The organism is Synechococcus sp. CCY 9618, from assembly GCF_019038415.1.
In the GTDB taxonomy this organism is placed as follows: Bacteria; Cyanobacteriota; Cyanobacteriia; order PCC-6307; family Cyanobiaceae; genus Cyanobium.
In genome coordinates, this window is the sequence record NZ_JAFKRG010000025.1 from 1 (window position 1) to 16,399 (window position 16,399).

Annotated in this window: 20 protein-coding genes, 2 tRNA genes and 1 pseudogene; 11 read left to right on the top strand and 12 right to left on the bottom strand. The window is 69.7% G+C overall.

What is annotated here, in order from left to right; genetic code table 11:
* A pseudogene (locus KUG41_RS06285) lies at positions 1-146 on the top strand (photosystem II q(b) protein); the annotation flags it as partial.
* A gap of 176 nt (positions 147-322) precedes the next feature.
* Positions 323-1,411, top strand: coding sequence for a chorismate synthase (gene aroC, locus KUG41_RS06290; protein WP_216902253.1), 1,089 nt, complete (start codon positions 323-325; stop codon positions 1,409-1,411).
* Positions 1,412-1,427: 16 nt separating this feature from the next.
* Here aroC and KUG41_RS06295 read toward each other — a convergent pair whose 3' ends face one another.
* The 4 genes from KUG41_RS06295 to KUG41_RS06310 all read right to left on the bottom strand — a co-directional run bounded on the left by KUG41_RS06295 (position 1,428) and on the right by KUG41_RS06310 (position 6,134).
* The gene (locus KUG41_RS06295) at positions 1,428-2,027 is read right to left on the bottom strand and encodes a bifunctional 4-hydroxy-2-oxoglutarate aldolase/2-dehydro-3-deoxy-phosphogluconate aldolase (RefSeq protein WP_371734054.1); all 600 of its coding nucleotides are present in this window, start codon (positions 2,025-2,027) and stop codon (positions 1,428-1,430) included.
* Between the two features lie 49 nt (positions 2,028-2,076).
* On the bottom strand, positions 2,077-3,921 hold the full coding sequence (ftsH3, locus tag KUG41_RS06300) for an ATP-dependent zinc metalloprotease FtsH3 (protein WP_216902255.1): 1,845 nt from the start codon (positions 3,919-3,921) through the stop codon (positions 2,077-2,079).
* Between the two features lie 68 nt (positions 3,922-3,989).
* Positions 3,990-5,195, bottom strand: coding sequence for a sulfate adenylyltransferase (gene sat, locus KUG41_RS06305; protein ID WP_216902257.1), 1,206 nt, complete (start codon positions 5,193-5,195; stop codon positions 3,990-3,992).
* Between the two features lie 120 nt (positions 5,196-5,315).
* Positions 5,316-6,134 (bottom strand): photosystem II manganese-stabilizing polypeptide, encoded by an 819-nt coding sequence (locus tag KUG41_RS06310; RefSeq protein WP_216902259.1) that lies wholly within the window; start codon positions 6,132-6,134, stop codon positions 5,316-5,318.
* A 112-nt stretch (positions 6,135-6,246) separates the two neighbouring features.
* On the opposite strand from KUG41_RS06310, the gene KUG41_RS06315 reads away from it, so the two are divergent.
* Positions 6,247-6,564, top strand: coding sequence for a hypothetical protein (locus tag KUG41_RS06315; protein ID WP_216902261.1), 318 nt, complete (start codon positions 6,247-6,249; stop codon positions 6,562-6,564).
* Here the strand turns inward: KUG41_RS06315 and coaBC are convergent.
* Both coaBC and KUG41_RS06325 read right to left on the bottom strand, forming a co-directional pair.
* Positions 6,530-7,828, bottom strand: a complete 1,299-nt coding sequence (coaBC, locus tag KUG41_RS06320; RefSeq protein WP_216902263.1) for a bifunctional phosphopantothenoylcysteine decarboxylase/phosphopantothenate--cysteine ligase CoaBC — start codon at positions 7,826-7,828, stop codon at positions 6,530-6,532. The genes KUG41_RS06315 and coaBC overlap by 35 nt on opposite strands.
* The gene (locus tag KUG41_RS06325; protein WP_216902265.1) at positions 7,818-8,036 is read right to left on the bottom strand and encodes a DUF2555 domain-containing protein; all 219 of its coding nucleotides are present in this window, start codon (positions 8,034-8,036) and stop codon (positions 7,818-7,820) included. The genes coaBC and KUG41_RS06325 overlap by 11 nt, the downstream gene beginning before the upstream one ends.
* Before the next feature lie 48 nt (positions 8,037-8,084).
* On the opposite strand from KUG41_RS06325, the gene KUG41_RS06330 reads away from it, so the two are divergent.
* From KUG41_RS06330 to KUG41_RS06345, 4 genes are all read left to right on the top strand, one after another.
* Positions 8,085-8,157: transfer RNA gene (locus KUG41_RS06330), tRNA-Ala, on the top strand.
* Between the two features lie 90 nt (positions 8,158-8,247).
* Positions 8,248-8,409 carry a PCP reductase family protein gene (locus tag KUG41_RS06335; protein WP_216902266.1) on the top strand — a complete coding sequence of 54 codons (162 nt, stop codon included), beginning with the start codon at positions 8,248-8,250 and terminating at the stop codon, positions 8,407-8,409.
* A 44-nt stretch (positions 8,410-8,453) separates the two neighbouring features.
* Positions 8,454-8,651, top strand: coding sequence for a hypothetical protein (locus KUG41_RS06340; protein ID WP_015109473.1), 198 nt, complete (start codon positions 8,454-8,456; stop codon positions 8,649-8,651).
* 268 nt (positions 8,652-8,919) lie between these two features.
* The gene (locus tag KUG41_RS06345; protein WP_216902268.1) at positions 8,920-9,306 is read left to right on the top strand and encodes a DUF565 domain-containing protein; all 387 of its coding nucleotides are present in this window, start codon (positions 8,920-8,922) and stop codon (positions 9,304-9,306) included.
* On the opposite strand, the gene KUG41_RS06350 is transcribed toward KUG41_RS06345, so the two are convergent.
* Positions 9,293-10,333, bottom strand: a complete 1,041-nt coding sequence (locus KUG41_RS06350; protein WP_216902270.1) for an aspartate carbamoyltransferase catalytic subunit — start codon at positions 10,331-10,333, stop codon at positions 9,293-9,295. The two genes, KUG41_RS06345 and KUG41_RS06350, sit on opposite strands and share 14 nt — an antisense overlap.
* Positions 10,330-11,010 (bottom strand): DNA-3-methyladenine glycosylase, encoded by a 681-nt coding sequence (locus tag KUG41_RS06355; protein ID WP_254216904.1) that lies wholly within the window; start codon positions 11,008-11,010, stop codon positions 10,330-10,332. The genes KUG41_RS06350 and KUG41_RS06355 overlap by 4 nt, the downstream gene beginning before the upstream one ends.
* Before the next feature lie 132 nt (positions 11,011-11,142).
* Here KUG41_RS06355 and KUG41_RS06360 point away from each other — a divergent pair, with 132 nt between their 5' ends.
* The gene (locus KUG41_RS06360) at positions 11,143-11,280 is read left to right on the top strand and encodes a hypothetical protein (protein ID WP_216902274.1); all 138 of its coding nucleotides are present in this window, start codon (positions 11,143-11,145) and stop codon (positions 11,278-11,280) included.
* 24 nt (positions 11,281-11,304) lie between these two features.
* Here the strand turns inward: KUG41_RS06360 and KUG41_RS06365 are convergent, their stop codons facing one another.
* Entirely contained in the window at positions 11,305-11,601 is a 297-nt protein-coding gene (locus KUG41_RS06365; protein ID WP_216902276.1) for a DUF6679 family protein, read from the bottom strand.
* A gap of 100 nt (positions 11,602-11,701) precedes the next feature.
* Between KUG41_RS06365 and KUG41_RS06370 the strand changes: the two genes are divergently transcribed.
* Together KUG41_RS06370 and gatC are read left to right on the top strand one after the other, a co-directional pair.
* Complete coding sequence (locus tag KUG41_RS06370; protein WP_216902278.1) at positions 11,702-12,511, top strand: creatininase family protein; 810 nt, start codon at positions 11,702-11,704, stop codon at positions 12,509-12,511.
* Between the two features lie 62 nt (positions 12,512-12,573).
* Positions 12,574-12,867 (top strand): Asp-tRNA(Asn)/Glu-tRNA(Gln) amidotransferase subunit GatC, encoded by a 294-nt coding sequence (gene gatC / locus KUG41_RS06375; RefSeq protein ID WP_216902280.1) that lies wholly within the window; start codon positions 12,574-12,576, stop codon positions 12,865-12,867.
* Between the two features lie 34 nt (positions 12,868-12,901).
* Here gatC and crtR read toward each other — a convergent pair whose 3' ends face one another.
* The 3 genes from crtR to KUG41_RS06390 form a co-directional block, all read right to left on the bottom strand.
* Entirely contained in the window at positions 12,902-13,921 is a 1,020-nt protein-coding gene (gene crtR / locus KUG41_RS06380; RefSeq protein WP_216902282.1) for a beta-carotene hydroxylase, read from the bottom strand.
* Between the two features lie 80 nt (positions 13,922-14,001).
* On the bottom strand, positions 14,002-15,552 hold the full coding sequence (locus KUG41_RS06385) for an alpha/beta fold hydrolase (protein ID WP_216902284.1): 1,551 nt from the start codon (positions 15,550-15,552) through the stop codon (positions 14,002-14,004).
* A 54-nt stretch (positions 15,553-15,606) separates the two neighbouring features.
* Positions 15,607-15,688 (bottom strand) — tRNA-Leu (locus tag KUG41_RS06390).
* A gap of 90 nt (positions 15,689-15,778) precedes the next feature.
* On the opposite strand from KUG41_RS06390, the gene KUG41_RS06395 reads away from it, so the two are divergent.
* The gene (locus tag KUG41_RS06395; protein WP_216902285.1) at positions 15,779-16,381 is read left to right on the top strand and encodes a Ycf66 family protein; all 603 of its coding nucleotides are present in this window, start codon (positions 15,779-15,781) and stop codon (positions 16,379-16,381) included.
* Positions 16,382-16,399: the final 18 nt, after the last annotated feature.

Consider the following 16,399-nt stretch of genomic DNA (forward strand, 5'->3'; position numbering starts at 1 on the left):
GGGTGATCAACACCTGGGCCGACGTGCTCAACCGTGCCGGCCTCGGCATGGAAGTGATGCACGAGCGCAATGCGCACAACTTCCCGCTCGACCTGGCTGCTGCCAGCGCCACCCCCGTGGCCCTGACCGCTCCGGCGATCGGCTGATCCGGTCTTCACCGGGCTAACTGGAATCCCCCTTGAAGGCCGGAGGAGGATTCTTTCCTCCCATGGCGAACCCCCTGTCTCGGCAGGGGGTTTTTTCATGGCCTTCGCCGAATCATCCAAGGGGTGCGGCTGGGTAGGCTCCCCTCTTCGAGAGGCCCGCTGGGCAGGGCGTTGCGATGGGCAGCAGTTTCGGTGATCTGTTCCGGATCAGCACCTTCGGCGAATCCCATGGCGGCGGGGTGGGGGTGATCATCGATGGCTGCCCCCCGCGGCTGTCGCTGGATCTGGAGCAAATCCAGGCCGAGCTTGACCGCCGCAAGCCGGGCCAGAGCCGCATCACCACGCCCCGCAGGGAGGACGACCGAGTGGAGATCCTCAGCGGCCTGCTGGACGGCCTCACCCTGGGCACACCGATCGCCATGGTGGTGCGCAACCGGGACCAGCGGCCCCAGGACTACCAGGAGATGCAGGTGGCCTTCCGGCCCTCCCACGCCGATGCCACCTACCAGGCCAAGTACGGGATCCAGGCCCGCAGCGGCGGCGGCCGGGCCTCGGCGCGGGAAACCATCGGCCGGGTGGCGGCGGGGGCGGTGGCCAAGCAGCTGCTGGCCCGCAGCCATGGCACCGAGGTGATCGCCTGGGTGCGCCGCATCCACACCATCGAGGCCCCCATCGATCCGGCCACCGTGAGCCTGGAGGCGGTGGAGGCCAACATCGTGCGCTGCCCCGACCCGGAGATCGCCGAGCGGATGATCGAGCGGATCGAGGCGATCGGGCGGGAGGGGGATTCCTGCGGCGGCGTGATCGAATGTCTGGTGCGGCGGCCGCCGGTGGGGCTGGGGATGCCGGTGTTCGACAAGCTGGAGGCCGACCTGGCCAAGGCGGTGATGTCGCTGCCGGCCACCAAGGGATTCGAGATCGGCTCGGGCTTCGGCGGCACCCTGCTGAAGGGCAGCGAGCACAACGATGCCTTCCTGCCCAGCGACGACGGCCGGCTCCATACGGCCACCAACAACTCCGGGGGCATCCAGGGGGGCATCAGCAACGGCGAGGAGATCCGCCTGCGGGTGGCCTTCAAGCCCACCGCAACGATCCGCAAGGCCCAGCAGACCATCGACGCAAGCGGCGCCGCCACCACCCTGGAGGCCAGGGGACGCCACGACCCCTGCGTGCTGCCGCGGGCCGTACCGATGGTGGAGGCGATGGTGGCCCTGGTGCTGGCCGATCACCTGCTGCGTCAGCAGGGACAGTGCAGCCTGTGGTGAGGGCGTGGTGTCCGGCTCAGGGCTGGCCCGCCAGGTCGGCCAGGAGCTGCTCCAGCGAATCAGGATGGGCGGCTGCGGCCCCAGCGGCCTCCGGGCCACTGTCCGGCAGGGAGGCACCCAGGGCGACCGCATCGACGCCGGCCTCCAGCCAGGGCCGGACGTCGTGGGGATGCAGGCCACCGGCGGCGATGCAGAAGGGCATCGGGGCCCCGAGGGGATCGGCCAGTCGCCTCCAGTAGCCCATCCCCACCGTGACGGCAGGGAACAGCTTGACGATCGGGCAGCCCCAGCTCCGGGCCCGGTTGACCTCTGTGGGGGTCATCACCCCCGGCACCAGGGTGAAGTCGGCCGCGGCGGCCTGCTCCAGCAGTTGCCTTTCGAGCACTGGAGAGACGCCGTAGGAGAACCCGGCCTCCAGGGCGGCGACCAGCGCCGCAGGGGTGCAGATCGAGGCGGCTCCCAGGAGCAGTTCCGGAAAGGCCGCGATCAACTGACGGCACTGATCTGACCACCCCTGGCCGGGCCGCCAGGCGATCTCCACGTGGCGCACGCCGAGAAGCTGCAACCGATGCAGCCGCGGAGCCAGTCGTTCAGGCTCCCAGCTGCGAAGCACCACCAGCAGGGGCTGGTGGCGCAGGGAAGCGATCAGTTGTCGGGGGCAGGTCCTAGACGTAGGCCGCTACCTGGACATCGCGGGAGATGAGCAGCTCCTGGAGCTGCTCGGCATCGACCGTTTCCTTCTCCACCAGCAGCTCGGCCAGTTCATCGAGAACGGCCCGATTGGCCACCAGCACCTCGGTGGCGCGGCGGTAGGCCTCGGCCACCAGCTGGGACACCTCCTCGTCGATCGCAGCCGCGGTGTCCTCGGAGAAGTCGCGCTCGGCGGCGATGTCTCGGCCGAGGAACATGCCGCCCTGGGCGCGGCCGAGGGCCACCGGACCGAGGCGATCACTCATGCCGAAGCGGGTGACCATCTGGCGGGCGACGCGGGCCACCTGCTGCAGGTCGTTGGAGGCACCTGTGGTGACTTCATCCTCGCCGTAGACGATCTCCTCGGCGACGCGGCCGCCGAGGGCCACGGCCATCTGGTTCTGCAGGTAGGCCCGGGAGTAGAGGCCCGACTCCATGCGCTCCTCACTGGGGGTGAAGAAGGTGAGGCCGCCGGCCTGGCCGCGGGGAATGATGCTGATCTTCTGGACCGGGTCGTAATCGGGCATCAGGGCGCCGACCAGGGCGTGGCCGGACTCGTGGTAGGCCACCAGGCGCTTGCGGCGCTCGCTCATCACCCGGTCCTTCTTCTCAGGGCCGGCCATCACCCGCTCGATGGCGTCGTTGACCTCATCCATCGACACTTCGGCCAGCTGACGGCGGGCCGCCAGGATCGCCGCCTCATTGAGCAGGTTGGCCAGATCGGCACCGGTGAAGCCTGGGGTGCGGCGGGCCACCTTGTCGAGGTCCACGTCCTTGGCCAGGGTCTTGCCGCGGGCATGGACGCCGAGGATCTGCAGCCGGCCGGCGTAGTCGGGGCGGTCGACCACCACCTGGCGGTCAAAGCGGCCCGGGCGCATCAGGGCCGAATCCAGCACGTCGGGCCGGTTGGTGGCGGCCACGATGATGATGCCGGTGTTGCCCTCGAAGCCGTCCATCTCGGTGAGCAGCTGGTTGAGGGTCTGCTCGCGCTCGTCGTTGCCACCGCCGAGGCCGGCGCCCCGCTGACGGCCCACGGCATCGATCTCATCGATGAAGACGATGCAGGGGGCGTTCTTCTTGGCCTGCTCGAACAGGTCGCGCACCCGGCTGGCGCCGACGCCCACGAACATCTCGACGAACTCCGAGCCGGAGATGGAGAAGAAGGGCACACCGGCCTCACCGGCGACGGCCTTGGCAAGCAGGGTCTTGCCGGTGCCTGGAGGGCCCACCAGCAGCACACCCTTGGGGATCTTGGCGCCGACGGCGGTGAAGCGGTCGGGGTTCTTGAGGAAGTCGACCACCTCGGTGAGTTCGAGCTTGGCGCCCTCGATGCCGGCCACGTCACCGAAGGTGACCTGGGTCTGGGGTTCCATCTGCACCCGGGCCTTGCTCTTGCCGAAGTTCATGGCCGGGTTGCCGCCGCCGCCCTGGGCCCGCCGCAACAGGAAGAACAGGCCGCCGAGCAGCAACAGGGGGAAGATCAGGCTGCCGATCGCCTGCTGCCAGGCCGCCGGCTCCCGGTTGGGCTGGACGGCGATGTCGACGTTGTGGTCGGTGAGCAGCTTGAGCAGGTCCTTGTCGGGGGCGAGGTTGACCACGGCGCGCTGGCCGTCGTTCTCCACCACCTGGGCGGTGCCGCGGTCGGGGGAGATCAGCACCCGGGAGATCTCATTGGCCTGGACGGCCTCGACGAAATCGCTGTAGCGGAGCGTGCGGGGTGCCCGGGCCGGATCGGGACGCTCGAGGAAGGCGGTGCCCACGGCGATCATCACGATCACCAGGAGCACGTAGAGCCCCGCATTGCGCCAGCGTTTCTTCACGACCCGGTCTCCTTGTGTGAGAATGAAAGTAACAGAACGTTAACCGGCTTCCGGCGCCGGAGGGGTGCTCAGGACACGGCCCTGAGCACCTCCACCACGCTACGGAAGGCGAACCATTCGGGGATCTCCTCGCCGGACCGCAGCATCTGACGGAACTGGGTGCCACTCAGTTTCCTGATGTGGAGCCCGCGGGCCTGGGCATGCTCGGCGGTCACGTAGCCCTCCTCCTCGGTGTAGACGAGGTTGAGCGAGGGGACCGTTTCCATGCTCAGTTCGGTGGCCTGGTCGCGGGCGAAGTCCTGGGCCTCGTAGGGGCCGTAGAAATCCTCGCCGGTGAGGGACGATTTGCAGCCCGCCATGTCGCGGCCGATGATGAAGTGACTGCAGCCGTAGTTCTTGCGGATGATCATGTGCTGCAGGGCCTCCCGGGGGCCGGCCATGTGCATGGCGTAGGGCAGGTACGCCCAGCGGATGCGGGGGTTGGCCACCTCGGCGGCCAGACGCTCGTAGGTGGCGAAGCGCACCTCGCCGGCGATGTCGTCCTCCTGGGTGGGGCCGCAGGTGGGGTGCACCAGCACAACCGCCTCGCGGCTCACGTTGGGGGCGTCGAGGGCGCGGGTGAACAGTTCGTAATGGGCCCGGTGGATGGGGTTGCGGCACTGGAAGGCCACCACGTCCTCTCCCGGGGGGAGGGTGCTGCGCACCTGGGCCGGCGTCCGGCACGGGAACACCCGTCGCGGCAGCCCCAGACCCTTGATGCGCCCGCCCAGGTAATGACGGCCCCGTTCGGTCGCGATCATGCGCACCGCCGGGTGCTCGAGGGAGGTGGTGCCGTAGCAGCCCCTGGCCTCCACCACTTTGTCGGGCTCCCAGCGGCTCTCCACGGTGAGCACCGCCAGGTCCTGCCCCTGGTAGGTGAGCAGCAGCCGGTCTCCCACGGCGATGCTGTCGTCATCGGTGTCGAAGACGATCGGCAGTCCGAACAGCAGCCCGCTGGTGGTGCGGTGCCCGGCCACCACGGACTCGTAATCCTCCTGGTGCATGAAGCCGCGCAGGGGGGAGAAGCCGCCGACGATGAGCAGTTCCACGTCGCAGGCATTGCGGTGGCTGCACTCCACCACCTTGTCCACCGAGGACCGTGCCGCGGCTCGGACCTCCTCCCGCTGATCCTCCGGAACCATCAGATCCACCAGGGACCCCCCGTGAGGATCGATCAGACCCGAGGTATGGGCGGAGCGGCCGGCGTCGCTGGCGGTGCTGTTGGCGATCGTCATGGCGACGGGCTGGGGGCCTCAAGGATGGTGTCTCATTCTCCCAGACCGGAGCACGGCCATGGGAAAGGGGCCCTTCCGGGCCCCTGGCGCTCCGAAACAAGCGGCCGTGCCGTGCTGGGCTCAGGCCTTGTCGAGACGGCCGTAGAGCTCACCGGTGATCTTGACGTCGACCGCCTGCTTGCCACCCATGTCGGTGTCGGAGGGCTGGATGGCGGTGAACACGCCGGCGAATTCGCCGGTGGAGGGATCCACCTTGGTGATCGAGAGGTCCATCGTGCCGGTGCCCTGGACGTAGCGCTTGACGTTCTCCTTGAGCAGGTCCTCGTCGTCACCGGCGGGAACCAGACCCATGGCGCTGCTGTAACCGGTGGTCAGACCCCGGCCCTTGGGATCGAGGAAGTTGCTGGTGCGGTAGCTGGGGGCGCGGTACTCGCCCCTGAGATCGGTGCTGGTGGACAGCGCCGTGCCGGCGGCTTCCGCCTTCAGCTCCTTGCTGGAGAACATGAAGGGCACTTCCTCACCGCCGGGGAGCAGCACGGTGATCGGCTGGAAGTCGATGCCGCCCAGTTCCTTGAAGAGCAGTTTGTCGCCGGAGACCGACAGGTCGCCGTAGACCTGATCGAGGCTGGAGGTGTAGCGGGTGAGGATCTTGCCGGCCACGAACTGGGCCTCCTGGCGCTTGTTGGCCGGCTCTCCCTTCACGAACACTTCGGAGGGATGCATGCAGATCTCCCGCAGCTGGTAACTGCCGGAGGCGTCAAGGGGGATGGTGCCGCGGGCCGAGTCGGGCAGGGTCGGGCAGTCATTGGCCAGACCGGTGTTGTGAATGTCTTCGTAGGTGAGATTGGCCCGATCAACGGCCTTGGCCCCGCCGCTGCATGCGGACACCAGGGTCAGGCACAGAGCCAGCACGAGGGCCAGCAGGGGACGGAAACGCATGGGGAGAAGCCGCAGAGACGGAACAGGGACTGGGCTGGCCGGGATCCTACCGGTGCAAATCGCCCATTCCTGATGGCTTGCGCGGCCTCTCAACAACCTGTATGAGAGAGCGATGATCCAGCGCGCCACCGACCCGATCGACGCCTCCACCCCGCCTTCGCCCCCGGACGTCGAACCGCATCTCGAAGCCCTGCAGACCATCGCCGAGCACCTTGCCGGCCAGCCCGAAGCCCTCCTCGACCTGCTGCGTCGCATCGAGAAACTGCACCGGGCCATCCAGGACGGCCCGTTCCGAAGCAGCCTGCCCAACGATCGCAGCGGACTCTTCAATGTGCTCTCCGAGATGGAGAGCAGCGGTGGCTGGCCCTATATCCCGCGGCTGCAGCTGCGCACCTTCATCGACCTGCTGGCACCCGATCCGGAATCCTGAGCGTCAGCACCTCGGCCAGGGCCGACAGCAGCCGGTGGGCCAGGGCCAGCTTGCCGCCGGCCTCGAAGCGCCGTTCCCTGGATCCCGGACCGAGCAGCCAGCCGTCGTTTGTGGCGGAAGCGAACCCGGCACCGGGCCGATCGATCGGGTTGGCGAACAGCAGGTCGCAGCCCTTGCGGGCGAACTTGGCCCGGGCCTCCTGGAGCACCTCGCCGCTCTGGGCGGCGAACCCGAGGATCGCCTGAGCGGGCGGGCGCCGCCGCACCAGAGCCGCCAGCAGGTCGGGCACCGGCTCCCAGCCGGTGGCGAGGCAAGCCTCCAGATCCTGCTTGGCGAGCTTGGCGGTCTCCGGGGCACTGCGGCGGTGGTCGGCCACGGCGGCGGCCATGGCAATCGCATCGGCACCGGCCTGCAGCCCCTCCAGGGCCGCCTGCATGGCCGCGGCGGTGTCGACGGGGTGGACCTGGAGCCCTTCCAGCCAGGCGGGATCGACCGCCAGGGGGCCATGGACCAGATCGACCGTGGCGCCGCGGAAGCGAGCGGCCTGGGCCAGCAGCACCCCCATGCGGCCGGTGCTGGGGTTGGTGAGGCAGCGGGCCGGATCGAGGGGTTCGCGGGTGGGGCCGGCGCTCACCAGCAGGCGCCGGCCCCGCCAGTCGCGGCGGCAGCCGACCAGCAGCAGGGATTCCAGGGCCAGCAGCAGCACCGCCGGGTCGGCCATGCGCCCATCCCCGACCCGGTCGCAGGCCAGCAGGCCGCTGCCGGGTTCCAGGGGCAGCACCCGTTCCCAGGACTGGAGCTCCCGCCAGTTGCGACGCACCGCCGGGGCCGCCCACATGGCGCTGTTCATGGCGGGAGCGGCCAGCACGGGGGCCTCACAGGCGAGCAGGGTGCTGGCCAGCAGGGTGTCGGCCAGCCCGTGCACCCAGCGGGCCAGGCTGGTGGCACTCAGGGGGGCCAGCAGCACCACCTCGGCCCATTCGGCCAGCTCGATGTGCAGGGGCCGGGGCGCCTGGTGGCTCCACTGGTCGGCCTCCAGGTGGCAGGGCGCGCGGCTGAGGCTGGCCAGGGCCACGGCGCTCACCAGGCCCTCGGCGCTGGGGCTGAGCACGCAGCGCACCAGCGCCCCCCGCTGCACCAGGGCACTGACCAGCAGGGGCAGCTTGACGGCGGCGATGCTGCCGCTGATCAGCACCAGCACCCGCCGACCGGCGAGGGGATCGCCGGGGCCTGAGGGAAAGGCCGGGGGGCCCTCATTCCTCATCAAAGGGTTCCTGGTCCACCAGATGGACGTAGGGCCGCGCCAGGTCCGGCCGGTGGATGGCCAGGGCCCGCAGCAGGTGCCAGTCGGCCAGGCCCGCGAAGGGGGAGGGGTAGTCATCGTCCTCCAGTCGCAGCGCCAGTTCGGCAATGGTCTGCTCATCGAAGGCCGCGAGCTGCTCGGGGGTGATGGAGGGGCTGGAGTCAACCAAGGCGGGCGCCTGCAGGGGGGGACGGGATGGTGATAATGGCGATCGACAGGGGAATTAGCTCAGCTGGTAGAGCGCTGCGATCGCACCGCAGAGGTCAGGGGTTCGAGTCCCCTATTCTCCATCCGCCATCTTCGCTGCCCGGCCTGGACCCGACGGTTCTTCGCCCCACGCCGAGCCCGCCGGCAACCCTCTCCCCCTCCTCCCGGCCCTGATGAACTGGAGCAGCGACGCGGAAACCAGCCTCAGGGAGATCCCCTTCGTGGTGCGCCCGATCATCCGCCGGAAGATCGAATCCCTGGCCCGGGAAGCAGGTCTGGAGGCGGTGGATCTGGCCTTCTACCAGCAGGCCAGGGAGCGTTTCGGGCGTAAGTGAAACCTCGATGAGGTAAAAGAGGGGGTTGAACAGGGGTCCGCTCGATGTCGCAGTCCAAGCGCGAACAGGTTGTCAGTCATCTGCGCTACATCCGCCAGGAGCTGCGTGAGATGCACCAGGGCGTGATGGAGGACGGCCTCCTTCCCGAGGCTGGGGAGGTGCGGGGGGTGATGGCCCAGATGGAGGCCCTGCTCGAGCTGCTCGAAGGCAAGGGGTCCCGCAAGAAGGATGGGGACGGCTGAGCCGAGACGGCGGAGACCGGGCCCTGCGGCGTCAAGCCCCAGCAGGGACGCTCCGGTCAGCGGCTGCCCCCCCTTGCCTGAGACGGAAGTGATTGGTTTGCTGGTGTCGTCCCCATCACCCTGCCCGGGCTTCGGCCCCGGGCTTTTTATTGGCATCCCCTATCGGTGGGGGGAAATTACTGCCAACACGCCAGAGATGGTGTAGACCAGTGGTCGCAGGGATTGGGCCGGGTGATGGGGATCACCGCCATCGGCTTTCCACCCAACGGTGGTCAGCCCCCTGCCCCCCTTCCTCACCAGCGGCAGGTTCTCACCGGTGCCCCCCCGCTTCCAGCAGACCCGTTTCCAGCAGCGGATCACCCAGGCCGGTGACCTGCTGGAGTCCTGGGCCCGCAATCCCTGGCGCCGTCTCTCCCTGCTGATGATCGTGCTGCTGAGCGCCTTCGTGGTCGGCGGCAGCGTCGGCTCGATCACCGGAGCCCTCTCCCTCCTTGATCCCCTCGGAGCCCTGATCTGCGTGCTGGGGATCGAACTGGCGTCGCGGCTGAGGCGCCGTCTGCTCTCCCAGCGCGTGCAACTGCGGCTGCAGGTGCTCGACATGGCCCGCATGGGCCTGCTCTATGGCCTGCTGCTCGACGGCTTCAAGCTGCTGTGAGCGGTGGCGGCAGCGGCGCGGTGGCGGCGAGGAGATACAGGAGGGCCATGCGGATCGGGATGCCGTTGCGCACCTGTTCCTCCACCAGGCTGCGGTCGGGGTCGTCGAGCAGTTCGCCGGCGATCTCCACCCCCCGGTTCACCGGCCCGGGATGCAGCACCGGTACCCCATCGCCGCAGAGGGCAAGGCGGCGGTGGCTGAGGCCGTACCGACGGTGATAGGTGTCCAGGCTGGTGAGCAGGTGCTGCTGCATCCGCTCCTTCTGCAGGCGCAGGGTCATCACCGCGTCGGCTCCCGGCAGGGCCTCCTCCAGGCTTCGCACCACCTGCACCCGGCCCCGGGCGGCCACCGGATCGGCCCGCTGACCGGGAGGCGGCGCCGCCACGAAATCGGCGAAGCACTCGGGCAGCAGGGTGGGGGGGGCGCACAGGACGACGTCGGCGCCACAGCCGGTGAGGGCCCAGAGGTTGGAGCGGGCCACCCGGGAATGCAGCACGTCGCCGACGATCACGATGCGCCGGCCCATCAGGCTGGCGGGGCCGGGAGCCTCAGGGCTGAAATGGCGGGCCAGGGTGAACAGATCCAGCAGACCCTGGCTGGGATGGCTGTGCAGACCATCACCGGCGCTGAGCACGGCCACCCGCTCGCCGCAGCGGTCCAGGTCGCGGGCCAGGCTGTGGGGAACGCCAGCGCAGCGGTGCCGCACCACCAGGATGTCGGCCCCCATGGCCACGTAGGTGCGGGCCGTGTCCAGCAGGCTCTCCCCCTTGCTGAGGGAACTGGCGGAGGGGGAGAAGCTCTGCACCTCCGCCGACAGCCGTTTGGCCGCCAGTTCGAAACTGCTGCGGGTGCGGGTGCTGGGCTCGAAGAACAGGCTGGTCATGAGCCGCCCCTGCAGGGCGGGCAGCTTGCGGGCACCGGCCACAGGCAGGGAGCGGAAGCGCTGGGCCAGCTCCAGGACGGTGGCGAAATCCTCGACCGAGAAGGACGCCAGGTCGAGCACGTGGCGGTGGCTCCAGCCGCTCAAGGCATCCTGCTCCCGGCGAACGATCCAACCGTAGAGGCCAGTGCCGTGGCGAGCTCGTCCCGGCGGGGGGTGCGGTCGCCGCCGGCGCGCCGGCTCACACTGCGGCTGGCCCGCAGATACCAGCGCCAGGGCAGCTCCTGCCCCTGGGAGATGCCGATGCGCTGGGTCTGACACAGCGGATCCTCCCCCCGGGCCTGTTGCCGCTCGAGCAGGGCCGTCACCTCCGCTGGCCGGTGGGCCAGCCACAGGCCACCGGGGGGGGCGGCGATCCGGCCGTCGTGGCGGCGGTCGATGCCGAAGCAGCGGGCCAGCAGGCCGGGCCCGGCCGCCTCCCGTTCCGGTCCTCCCGGCAGGGCCACCGCCCGCAGCAGCACGCCGCTGGCCCAGTCGCTCCGATCGGTGACCAGGTTGACGCAGTGGTGGACGCCGTAGGTGAGATAGACGTAGAAGCGACCGGGTTCGGCGAACAGGGTCTCGTTGGCGGGGCTGCGGCGACGGTGGCCGTGGCAGGCGGGCTCCGACTGGGCGTAGGCCTCGGTTTCCACGATCACGCCCCAGCGCGGCGCCTCCGGGCCCTCCCGGTGCACCAGCAGGCAGCCCACCAGATCGGGGGCCACCTGCTCGGCGGGGCGGGCGAAGAAGGGAACCTCGAGGGCAGCGGGAAGACGGGCGGTCAAGGGGGGCACCGGAGCGGCGATGGTGCGGGGAAGCGGACCGGATCCGCTGGGGCCGGCCGGGCGGCCCCGGGCCGGGCCAGACTGGCACCGTCCAGACCTCACTTCGGCCGCGCGCCGATCCCCGGATCATCCATGGAGACCGCCAGCTTCAACCTCGGCACCGTCCTGCTGGCCCTCAGCGGCCTGTTCGTGCTGAGCACCCTGTTCTTCGGCACCAAGGGGGGCTACTACGACACCGACAATTACGACGGCAACGGCACGGCCCACTGAGCCTGGGCCCCGTTCAGGGGGCTCTCAGGAGCGTCCGAGCCTTTCGGCCTCGGGACAGTCGCCGGTGGTGGGGAGATCGTCGGCAGCGGTCGAGCGGCTCACCGAGGCCAGCCGGGTGCTGACGGCCCCGATCGAAGCCAGGCGAACACTTTCTTCCCAGCTGTGGCGATCGTCGCCGTCCTCGTCGTCGTAGCGCAGGGTGACCAGGTCGCCTTCGATCTCCGCCACCAGGGCCCTCTCGATCCAGCGCTGCTGATCCAGGAGGTAGACCCAGACCGGCCGCTGCTCGAGGCGAAACCGTTCGAGCTTGCGATGCAGCATCGTGACGCCGCGGATGAAATTGATCCTAGGCAGCAAGGCCCGGGTCGCCATGTTCAGTGTGACCCGATCAGGATGACCCGATCCGGATGAGCCCAGCTCAATGACACGATCGATCCCCGCCCCGGTGCTTCCCGGCACCGCCGCCAGCACAGAGGAGATCCGGCTGCAGCTGCGCAGCTGGCCCGAGGTGGAGACCTACCTGAGCGGCTGCCGCGGGGTGATCGTGCCCCTGGGGTCCACCGAGCAGCACGGACCCACCGGCGCCATCGGCACCGATGCCCTCACCGCCGAGGCCGTGGCCCTGGAGGTGGGTCGGCGCACGGGGGTGCTGGTGACGCCGGCCCAGGCCTTCGGCATGGCTGAGCACCATCTCGGCTTCGCCGGCACCATCAGCCTGCAGCCCTCCACCCTGCTGGCGGTTCTGCACGACGTGGTGCTGTCGCTGGCGCGCCATGGCTTCGAACGCATCTATGTGATCAATGGCCATGGGGGCAACATCGCCACCGCCCGGGCAGCCTTCGCCCAGGCCTATGCCACGGCCGCGGCCCGGGGGCTGCCCGGGGCCGAGCGGCTCCGCTGTCGTCTGGCCAACTGGTTCACCGCCGGACCGGTGATGCGCCAGGCCCGTGACCTCTACGGCAACCGGGAGGGTCACCATGCCACCCCCAGCGAGATCGCCCTCACCCTGCACCTGGAACCGAGCCTGATGGCCAAGCAGCGGCCCCTGCCGGAGGCCGCCCCGGCCGGGCCGATCCATGGCCCCGAGGACTTCCGCCGCCGCCATCCCGACGGCCGCATGGGATCGGATCCCTTCCTCGCCTCCGCCGACGATGGCGCCCGTTTCCTGGATCTGGCCGCCACCTCCCTGGCGGAGGACCTGGCCGCGTTCCTGGGGGAGGACGGCGACTGACACGCGAACCGGGCGAGTCCGGACGCCGATTAGGTTCAGGCTCCGAGGACGAACGATCGACGATGGAGAGGATCACGGCTGAGGACGTGCGCAAGGTGGCCCAGCTGGCCCGGCTGGCCCTGCCGGAGGAGCGCATCGCCACCTACACCGGCCAGCTGGAGCGGATCCTCGACTACGTGGCCCACCTGGAGCAGGTGGACACCGAGGGAGTTCCCCCCACGACCCGGGCGGTCGAGGTGGTCAACGTGACCCGCCCCGATGCGGTGGAGCCCACGCCCGTGCGTGAGGACCTGCTCAACCTGGCCCCCCAACGGGAGGGGGATTTCTTCCGGGTGCCCAGGATTCTCGGCGACTGAGAAGGGGCGGGGACCAGGCCAGGCCGGGGCGCGTTCAGCGCACCGGGGAGACGGCGGTGCGGTGCAGCAGTTCCAGTACCCGCCGGCGGGCGTGGCGGGAGGGCATCAGGGCCGCCAGGGGCCGCAGACGGCTGCGGCGCTTCTTGTGGGAGCGGACTCCCAGAAAGATGTCGTAGAGGAAATTGAGGCCATCGGTGCGGGTCTCGAACAGGCCGAGCCGCTGGGGTGACCCCTTGGCATCAAGAATCGGCTTGGTGGCGTGATAAGCGGGCCGGTACTCGAACCAGGGGATCGAAGGCCAGAGATGGTGGATCAGGTGATAGTTCTGGCCCATGATCAGCAGATTCATCAGCCTGCTCGGATAGACGCGGGCGTTGTGCCAGCGGCTGCGGGACTGGAAGGGGCGGTGAGGCAGATAGTCGAAGAACAGGCCCAGGGTGACGCCCACCATCAACGCCGGAGCGAACCAGCAGTTGAACACGAAGGAAAGGAAGTTGTAGCGGGCTGCCGCAACGACGATCAGCACGAAGATGGTGCGGGCCAGAGCCCACTCGAACAGCTCATGGCGGCGCCAGAGACGATGCTTGAAGAAGAAGACCTCGTGGTAGAAGAACCTCGGGGCGATCAGCCACAGGGGCCCGAAGGTGCTGACGATGTGGTCGGGATCGTGCTTCGGATCGTTGACGTGGGCATGGTGCTGCAGATGCACCCGGGTGAACACCGGGAAACTGAAGCCCAGCAGCAGAGCCGCCCCATGGCCCATCACCGCATTCCAGAAGCGGTTGGGATGGGCCGCGTTGTGGCAGGCGTCGTGGATCACGGTGCCCTCCAGGTGCAGGGCCAGGAAGCCGAGGGCCAGCAGGGGAGCCAGAGGCCAGCCCGCCACGAACCAGCCCCAGATGGTCAGGGCCGCCAGACCGTACCCGGCCAGGAACAGGCCCACCGTGGGATTCCAGGGCCCAGGGGGATCCAGGAACTCCCTGGGAACGCTGCGCAGGGGCACGGGCGTGGTGGACACCACGGGATCGGACGATGCTGCCAGCGTTTCACTCATGACCCGGGCCAGGTCCGAATCCCCAAGGTAGGACCCAGATTACGGAAGACACCCCATCGGCGCGACTCCCAGGCGGCGGCCTAGGGATTGGGCCCGATCGGCAGGGTGCGCAGGTTGGCGGTGACATCCACCAGGGGAAACTCCGTGGCGCCCCAGCCATCGGGGGGCAGCAGCGACGGGGCGCTCGGCCCGGGGGCCGCGGCGGCGCCGGCGGCGAAGGCGCCGTCGGTCCAGGCGAGCAGCAGCCCCCGCAGGGCGCCGCCGCCCTGTTCGAAGTGCGAGCGGAGGTTGAAGTGGTCGCCGTCCCTGGCCAGCACCAGCCGATGGCCGCCGCCCACGCTGCGGGCCTCCCCCGCCATGGGCCTGAGTGCCTCGGGCCCCGAGGGCACCACCCAGTCACGGCTGCCGCTCACCAGCAGCACCCGTGCATTCATGCCCTGGGCCGAGCCCTGGTCGAACAGCAGCGACATCGGCGGGCTGACCGCCACCACCGCCTTGACGCGGGGATCGGCCAGACCGGCCTGGTCGGCCGAGCTGAGGAAACTGCACTGCAACACCCAGCTGACGTTGCGCGACGGGTTCATCGCATCGGAGCAGAACCTTTTCAGCAGGGTGGCGCTGGGGCGGGCCCCGGCCAGCTGCAGCACCGTGGTGGCGCCGTAGGACTGGCCCATGGCCACCACTTGTTCAGTACGCAGGCCCGCCGGCAGCTGCAGGGTGCCCGCCGCGGCCGCATCGATCACGGAGGTCACATCCATCGGACGCAGCCGCAGATCCTCCGGACTGGGCGGCGGCGTCTTGCCGGAGAGCATGGCCTGCTGCTGGGACCGGTCGCTGCCGGGGTGACGGGGCAGCAGCACGGTGTAGCCATGGCCGGCCAGGTGCCGCCCCCAGCCCTCGAAGCTCTCGGGGTCGTCCCAGAGGCCGTGGGAGATCACCACCAGGCGGCCGTTGGCGCCGCTCTCGGGCTGGATGGTGACCACCTGCAGGGGCTTGGGTCGGTGCTGGACGGAGATCGCCAGTTCTTGGCGCTTCACCGCCAGCGGCCCGGCCTGGAGGAGGGCCGGGTTGATCCCCGCCGCCGGCAGGGAGGCCAGCAGGCCGTTGCCCTGGCGCTGCTGTCTGGTGATCCGATCGATGGCGAAGATCACCTGCTGCAGGTCCACCGAGGCGCTCTTGCCGGGCAGGGCCTCCAGCACCTCTAGGAGGGTCAGGTGGCCTTTCTCCTGAGTGGCCGACAGCGACGTTGCCAGTTCCCTGCTGTCGATCGGCTGGGGAACCCCCTCCACCACCACCAGCGCCGACAGCAGCAGCAGCACCTGGCTGACGAGGGGCGAGCCTGCCGACTGCTCGGCGAAGGCCCGGATCGGCAGGGGAAGGGGGGTCTGGAAGGCCTTCACCAGCTTGCGGCCGATCTGCCCGTCGGTGGCCTGGTCGAGCTGGGCCAGGTCGCTGGTGCCGGAGAGCAGGGCCCCCTGGTTGCGCAGTTCCTTGAGCTTGATCGTGAAGGTGGTCTCGAGCAGGGGCAGGCGCAGCTGGATCTGCTCCAGGGCCCGTGCGGGCGTGGCCACCAGCAGGGAGCCGACCCCCAGCAGCAGGGCCGGCAGGCGGAGCAGGGAAACACGCTTCATGGGGCCGATCCTGGTGGCCGAAAGCGTAGGTCCGCCGCGGGAACAGACCCTCCATGCCCACCGGGGGACTTGAACCCCCACGACCTGAGCCACTGGAACCTAAACCCAGCGCGTCTACCAATTCCGCCAGGTGGGCGAGGGCGAACTCTAGTCATTCCCGGTGGCCCGATTCCTCCGGGACCCCCCATCCTGAACATTCAGAATGGCGCCAGACGCCAGCTCCGCCATGCTTGCCACCCTCGGAGGCTTCCTGGCCCTGCTGCTCGGGCTGCTGCTGCTGCTGCTGCCCCTGCTGGCCTCCGAGCTCAGTCGGGCCCGGGACTCGGTGTGGGGGGCGGTGGTGCTGCTGCTGGGCCTGGTGCTCGTCACCAGCGCCGACCGGCTCACGGGGGCGCCGATGCTGGCGGTGCTCTGCGGCGGCCTGCTGATCGGCCGGCTGGGGATGGAAGTGGGCCAGGGCCGCTGGCGGTTGCTGACGGAGGAGGAACGCCAACGGCTGTGGTCTGTGGAGCGCTGGCAGACCAGCCTGAGCCAGATCGGCGCCTCCCTCGGCCGCCTGCTGCAACTGGCCAGCGGCGTGGTGGGCGGGCTGGGCTCCTGGCTGGCGGAACGGCGGGCGGCCCGCCCCGCCAGCACCAAGAAGTGGGTGCGTCCCGAGCCGGAAGCGGCGCCGGCAGCAGAGGTGGAGGCACCGGAGGAGCCGGGCGACGATCCCCCCGTGGTCAGCGGCTTCGAGGAGATCGACGCCCTGCTGGAGCAGGCGCTGCCGGAAGCCCCGCTGGTGCTGGAAACGCCGGAGCCGGGGGAGGGTCGCGGCGAGGCGGGATAATCCAGCCTTCCCGCTCCC

What these genes read in the sequence shown, in the direction of transcription:
- KUG41_RS06340 (WP_015109473.1), top strand. Translation starts at nt 8,454, where the DNA reads ATGTCGCAGTCCAAGCGCGAACAGGTTGTCAGTCATCTGCGCTACATC.
- sat (WP_216902257.1), bottom strand. Translation starts at nt 5,195, where the DNA reads ATGACGATCGCCAACAGCACCGCCAGCGACGCCGGCCGCTCCGCCCAT.
- KUG41_RS06315 (WP_216902261.1), top strand. Translation starts at nt 6,247, where the DNA reads ATGATCCAGCGCGCCACCGACCCGATCGACGCCTCCACCCCGCCTTCG.
- aroC (WP_216902253.1), top strand. Translation starts at nt 323, where the DNA reads ATGGGCAGCAGTTTCGGTGATCTGTTCCGGATCAGCACCTTCGGCGAA.
- KUG41_RS06360 (WP_216902274.1), top strand. Translation starts at nt 11,143, where the DNA reads ATGGAGACCGCCAGCTTCAACCTCGGCACCGTCCTGCTGGCCCTCAGC.
- KUG41_RS06395 (WP_216902285.1), top strand. Translation starts at nt 15,779, where the DNA reads ATGCTTGCCACCCTCGGAGGCTTCCTGGCCCTGCTGCTCGGGCTGCTG.
- KUG41_RS06370 (WP_216902278.1), top strand. Translation starts at nt 11,702, where the DNA reads ATGACACGATCGATCCCCGCCCCGGTGCTTCCCGGCACCGCCGCCAGC.
- coaBC (WP_216902263.1), bottom strand. Translation starts at nt 7,828, where the DNA reads ATGAGGAATGAGGGCCCCCCGGCCTTTCCCTCAGGCCCCGGCGATCCC.
- KUG41_RS06365 (WP_216902276.1), bottom strand. Translation starts at nt 11,601, where the DNA reads ATGCTGCATCGCAAGCTCGAACGGTTTCGCCTCGAGCAGCGGCCGGTC.
- gatC (WP_216902280.1), top strand. Translation starts at nt 12,574, where the DNA reads ATGGAGAGGATCACGGCTGAGGACGTGCGCAAGGTGGCCCAGCTGGCC.
- KUG41_RS06335 (WP_216902266.1), top strand. Translation starts at nt 8,248, where the DNA reads ATGAACTGGAGCAGCGACGCGGAAACCAGCCTCAGGGAGATCCCCTTC.
- KUG41_RS06385 (WP_216902284.1), bottom strand. Translation starts at nt 15,552, where the DNA reads ATGAAGCGTGTTTCCCTGCTCCGCCTGCCGGCCCTGCTGCTGGGGGTC.
- KUG41_RS06310 (WP_216902259.1), bottom strand. Translation starts at nt 6,134, where the DNA reads ATGCGTTTCCGTCCCCTGCTGGCCCTCGTGCTGGCTCTGTGCCTGACC.
- crtR (WP_216902282.1), bottom strand. Translation starts at nt 13,921, where the DNA reads ATGAGTGAAACGCTGGCAGCATCGTCCGATCCCGTGGTGTCCACCACG.